Source organism: Thiohalocapsa sp. (assembly GCF_019695415.1).
In the GTDB taxonomy this organism is placed as follows: domain Bacteria; phylum Pseudomonadota; class Gammaproteobacteria; order Chromatiales; family Chromatiaceae; genus Thiohalocapsa.
The window spans coordinates 1-3,170 of sequence record NZ_JAIFKJ010000442.1; the positions used below are offsets into that span (position 1 = coordinate 1).

General features: G+C 70.8%; 3 protein-coding genes and 1 pseudogene. 3 read left to right on the forward strand and 1 reads right to left on the reverse strand.

The window, feature by feature from the left end; all coding sequences use genetic code 11:
• The 3 genes from I6U14_RS12490 to asd all read left to right on the forward strand — a co-directional run.
• Positions 1-1,044, forward strand: a 1,044-nt coding sequence (locus I6U14_RS12490; RefSeq protein ID WP_296899780.1) for an alanine--glyoxylate aminotransferase family protein, incomplete at its 5' end; no start/stop codon positions are given.
• Positions 1,045-1,055: 11 nt separating this feature from the next.
• A complete protein-coding gene (locus tag I6U14_RS12495; protein WP_296899782.1) occupies positions 1,056-1,712 on the forward strand; it encodes a hypothetical protein in 657 nt (218 codons plus the stop codon).
• A complete protein-coding gene (gene asd, locus I6U14_RS12500; protein ID WP_296899784.1) occupies positions 1,696-2,604 on the forward strand; it encodes an archaetidylserine decarboxylase in 909 nt (302 codons plus the stop codon). The genes I6U14_RS12495 and asd overlap by 17 nt, the downstream gene beginning before the upstream one ends.
• Positions 2,605-2,792: 188 nt before the next feature.
• Here the strand turns inward: asd and I6U14_RS12505 are convergent.
• Positions 2,793-3,170: pseudogene (locus I6U14_RS12505) on the reverse strand (hypothetical protein); the annotation flags it as partial.

The window sequence follows — 3,170 nt, forward strand, 5'->3', positions numbered from 1 at the left end:
CTCCTGCGCTACGCATTCCGCACCGACAACCCGCTCACCATGCCGGTCTCAGCGCCTGGCTCGGCGGGCATGGAGACTTGTTTCGTGAACCTCGTGGAACCGGGCGACAAGGTCATCGTCTGCATCAATGGCGTGTTCGGCGGGCGCATGCGCGAGAACGTGCTGCGTACCGGCGGCGAGGCCGTGGTGGTCCAGGATGACTGGGGCCGGGCCGTGGACCCGCAAAAGCTGGAAGACGCCCTCAAGGGGCATCCCGACGCGAAGATCGTCGCCTTCGTGCATGCCGAGACCTCCACCGGCGCCTGCTCGGACGCAAAGACACTCGCCGAGCTGGCCCAGCAACACGACTGCCTCACCATCGTCGACGCCGTCACCTCGCTTGGCGGCTCACCGCTGGAAGTGGACGCCTGGGGGCTCGATGCCGTCTACTCCGGCAGCCAGAAGTGCCTGTCCTGCACACCCGGGCTCGCCCCGGTGAGCTTCAGCGAGCGGGCGCTGGCCAAGGTCACCGCGCGCAGCACACCGGTGCAGAGCTGGTTTCTGGACCTCAACCTGGTGCTCGGCTATTGGCATGGCACCGACGGCGGGAGCGGCAAGCGCTCCTACCACCACACGGCCCCTGTGAATGCCCTTTACGGCCTGCACGAGGCCTTGGTGATGCTGGCCGAAGAGGGCATCGAGCAGTCCTGGGCACGCCATCGCGACAATCACATGGCGCTGCGCGCGGGGCTCGAGGCGCTTGGCCTCGAGCTGGTGGTTCCGGAGGCCGAGCGGCTGCCGCAGCTGAACGCCGTGGCCGTGCCCGGCGGCATCGACGAGACCACAGTGCGCGCGCGACTGCTCGACACCTACAATCTCGAGATCGGCGCCGGGCTGGGCGCCCTCGCCGGGAAGGTTTGGCGCATCGGGCTCATGGGCTCCGCCACCCGGGCCGAGAACCTCCGTCTCTGCCTGGGCGCCCTCGGCAGCGTGCTGAACGATATGGGCCACGCCGCGGACACCGGCGCCGCCCTCAGCGCCGCGCAAGCCGCGCTCGGACACTGACCCAGCGCACCTTGGGCAAGGGACCGGGCCCGGCCCGCCGCAGCCGACCGCTGCTGCCGCGGTTGGTGATGGCGCTCGCCGCCATCGGCCTCTTCCTGCTGGCATACCAGTGGGGTAACCAATACCGCTACAGTGGCGGCCCTCCCGCCATCAGCGGCGTGCTGATCCGTCCGGCCCAGCCGCTGCCGGACTTCTTGCTGCGTGATTCCGCCGGCGAGCCCGTTGGCCGTGGCGACCTCCTCGAGCACTGGAGCCTGCTTGCCTTCGCCAGCCTGAGCGACGCCGGCGGACATCGCGGCATTGCGCGGCTGGTGGAGGTCTACAACCGCCTCGCCGACCGCCGGGATTTGCGTAAGCGCCTGCGCCTGCTGGTGATCACCGCGGACGCCGCCCCCGCGCGCGTGCGGGATTTCGAGCGCCTGTCGCCGGCCATCGCCGTGCTGAGCGGCCTGCGGGATGCCGTCGCCGACGTGGCAGTAGCCCTGGGCGCGGAGCCGGACGCAGCCCTCAACGGCAGCGCCGACGAGCCGCCGACGCTTTTTCTACTGGACCCCAACGCCGAGCTGGTGGCCCTCTTCCCGGGCGCCCAGTTGCCTGCGGCCGTTGCCGAGGACGTGGCGGCCCTGGCGCGATATCAACGGCGCACCGGCGATGACCACACAGACTGACGCCCGCGCCCCCACTCCCGCCCCGGGCGGCCTGCGTGCCTTGCGCGAGCGCCTGTTCGTGGCGCTGCAGACCGTGCTGCCCCAGCATCCGCTCTCGCGGCTTGTGTACGGACTGACGCGCGTGCCTGGGGGGCCCGTGACGCAGGCGGCCATCCGCGCCTTTGTGCACGTCTTCGGGGTCGATCTGCGCGAGGCGGCCGCGCCAGACCCGGCGGACTACCGAACCTTCAACAACTTTTTCACCCGCGCGCTGCGGGCGGAGGCCAGACCGCTCGACCCGCGCGCCGAGGCGCTGCTGGCACCAGCAGACGGCTGTATCAGCGAGATCGGCAAGCTCACACGCGGGCGCATGGTCCAGGCGAAAGGGCAGGCGCTCGATGTCCAGTCCCTGCTCGGCGGCGACCCAAGCCTGGCAGAGCCTTTCTTGGACGGCGCCTTCGCGACGCTCTATCTGTCACCGCGAGATTATCACCGGGTGCACATGCCACTGACGGGCACGCTGCGCGCCATGGTTCATGTCCCGGGGCGGCTCTTCAGCGTCAACGCGGTCACCGCAGCACGGGTGCCGGGCCTCTATGCCCGCAACGAGCGCTTGGTCTGCGTGTTCGACACCGCCGCAGGGCCCCTCGCAGTCATCCTGGTCGGGGCGATATTTGTCGGAAGCATCGAGACGGTCTGGGCGGGAGTCGTCACGCCGCCGCGGGGCCGCCGCGTGCGCCGTATCCCACCGCCGCCAGGGCCGCTGCAGCTGACCCGTGGCGCCGAGCTCGGGCGCTTCAACATGGGCTCTACGGTGATCCTGCTGCTCCCACCGGGACGCGTTAGCTGGCTTCCGGAGCAGACCGTGGGCGTGACCGTACGTGTCGGCAAGGCGCTTGGCTTGCTCGCTTAGGCGTGGATCAACGACCCGGGCTCGGGCTGTGGCGGCGGACACCACGGCGGCCGGCCCAGCGCCTCCCACCTCAGACTCGCTGGTTTAAGTCACACACCGCGTGGTCGTCGAGCCGCGGACCGCTGCACCGCTTGATACCACCAACGCCGCCGCGGTTTTGCCTATGACAGCGTTGGCGTCAGAAGGGATCAGCGACGCTCGGGCACCGGCGGCATCGGCGAGAATTGCGGGGCCCACATGGGCACCGGGCGGCTCGGTTGGAGCTGTTTTGGCGCCACTGGCACGACGAAAGTGTTGGGGCCGGCGGACGGCAGCGGCTGCATCGGCTGCCGCGCCGGCGGCTCCATCATCGGCTTCTGAGCGGTTTGCGGTACCGACGGCGACGCGGGGGCCTCGGGCTGCGCAGGCGCAGCGGGCGCTGGCTCGGCCGGCGCGGGCGCCGCAGTGGGAGCAGACGGCGCGGGCGCTGCTGCCGGCTCGGTGGCGGCCGTCGCCGGTGCCGCAGGTTCCTCCGCAGCCGCTGGCGCCGCCGGTGCTTCGGTTGGGACGTCGGCAGTTGGCGCCGG